The organism is Nonomuraea aridisoli (assembly GCF_003236395.1).
Taxonomy (GTDB): Bacteria; Actinomycetota; Actinomycetes; order Streptosporangiales; family Streptosporangiaceae; genus Nonomuraea; species Nonomuraea aridisoli.
In genome coordinates this window covers 1-1,769 of the sequence record NZ_POUD01000529.1, presented here as the reverse complement: position 1 = coordinate 1,769, position 1,769 = coordinate 1, and the positions used below count along the sequence as shown (strand labels likewise).

Below are 1,769 nucleotides of genomic sequence, written 5' to 3'. Positions count from 1 at the left end.
GGACCTCGGTCGCTCCGACGGGAGCGCTGTAACCGACGATGTCGGCGTTAGAGCGCGAGTAGGAGTTGGCCTTGATCCGGTCGCCGCTGTTGCCCTCGATCGTGTAGACCGTGCTCGAGTTCGCCGAGGTCACGATGCCCACGTGGTCGATGTCGCCGCTCTGGTCCCAGTCGAAGACGACGGCGTCGCCGGGCTGCGGCAGATAACCGCTGGCGCGAGTCTTCCAGGTGCCGTGCGCGACGCCGTAGTCCTTGAACGATGACGCCCAGCCAGTGAGGATGCCGCCGCTGCCCTCGGGCACGTTGGCGTACGGCACTCCGGCGTTCCGCCAGACGTACTTGGCGAAGTCGGCGCACCAGTCGCTGTTGCGCCACTGGACGCCGTCGCCGGACGGGCAGCCCGTGTCGGGCTTCCAGGTCCGGAAGTAGCCGGTGTAGTAGTTGCAGCCGCTGCCCAGGGGCGACTCGTGGTTGCGCGCGGCGTTGCCGAGCTGGTCCTGCGCCACGGAGACGATGGCCGGACGGGAGACCGCCGAGGCGGGCGCCGAGGAGAGCATGACCGCGCCCATGGCGAGGACGGTCACGGCCAGAGCCGGGCGCAGTCGGCGGTAGAAGACGCCGGCGTTCTGCACGGGAAGCTTCATGGCCGGAAGTGTCGGCCGCCTTTCTGCAAAGCCACTGCAAAGCCGGTCAAACCCGCTCCAACCCAGCTTCAATCCGCATTTCCGGCTCGTCGGCCGCACGTTAAAGCCGTTTTCCGCCATCGCGCCCAACCCCATCAAGGGAGCCGCGACCTCTTTCCTCAGCCTTTCCTTTAGAGGCGGATTGCAGTGGAGCTACAGGAGCGGCTGGCAGCTTCGTGGCGACCGGCAGTGGCCGGGCCGACGAGAAAAGGAAAGGCTTCATGACGAAATTCCGCGCGCTTCGCCGGCCCGTCTCCCGCTGCCTCGCCGCGGAGCAACCCCCAACGAAGGCAACGGCGCCGGCGTGGCCGGACAGGGCACCGTCGACACCGGCGGCTGGACCCAGACCCCTGCTGTCCCCCCAACCCGCCACCGTCAGCTGAAACACCGTCAGCTCGAACACCACCTGAAACCCATGTGCTGGCCGACAGCGGCTGGATTCTCCTGAAGGGCTCTACCACCATGTTCAGATTCACCCGGGCCGGCCTCGCGGCCGCGACCGCCGTCACCGCTCTCGTCTTATCGGCCGCGGCGCAGCCCGCGATGGCCGACCCGCAGCCGGGACCCGGCGCGGCATCGAACATCACCGCCGCCTACCAGCTCGCCGCCTGTGACCCCAGCGGCACCACCTCGACCGACACCGCCTTGGCGAACCAGCTCAACAGCACGCTCAAGGCCAAGATGCGCGGCTACATGTCCGCCTACCGCGTGTCCTGCGCACGAATGGTGATCAAGGCCACGCACGACCGAGGGCTGGACCCGCGAGCTGCCGTGATCGCGATTGCCACGACCATCGTGGAGAGCAGCATCCAGAACATCAGCGAGGAGGTCGACCACGACAGCCTGGGGCTGTTCCAGCAGCGCGCCTCCTGGGGGACCGCGTCCCAGCGCCTCAACCCGACCTGGGCCACCAACGCCTTCCTCGACAAGATGATCAGGCTCTACCCGAACAACAGCTGGAGGACCGCGCCGGTCGGCGAGGTGGCACAGGCCGTCCAGGTGTCCGCCTATCCGGACCGCTACCAGGTCCAGGCCGGCGACGCGCAGATCCTCGTCAACACCATCCTGCCGTACGTCAGCGGGCCGA

General features: G+C 67.8%; 3 protein-coding genes. 2 read left to right on the top strand and 1 reads right to left on the bottom strand.

Going from position 1 to position 1,769, the window contains the following annotated elements; all coding sequences use genetic code 11:
- A partial coding sequence (locus tag C1J01_RS47810) for a CHAP domain-containing protein (protein WP_181449373.1) occupies positions 1 to 643 on the bottom strand: 643 nt, incomplete at its 3' end.
- On the opposite strand from C1J01_RS47810, the gene C1J01_RS50830 reads away from it, so the two are divergent.
- On the top strand, positions 642 to 1,130 hold the full coding sequence (locus C1J01_RS50830) for a hypothetical protein (protein WP_181449372.1): 489 nt from the start codon (positions 642 to 644) through the stop codon (positions 1,128 to 1,130). The genes C1J01_RS47810 and C1J01_RS50830 overlap by 2 nt on opposite strands.
- Before the next feature lie 14 nt (positions 1,131 to 1,144).
- Positions 1,145 to 1,769, top strand: a 625-nt coding sequence (locus C1J01_RS51730; protein WP_220040488.1) for a hypothetical protein, incomplete at its 3' end; no start/stop codon positions are given.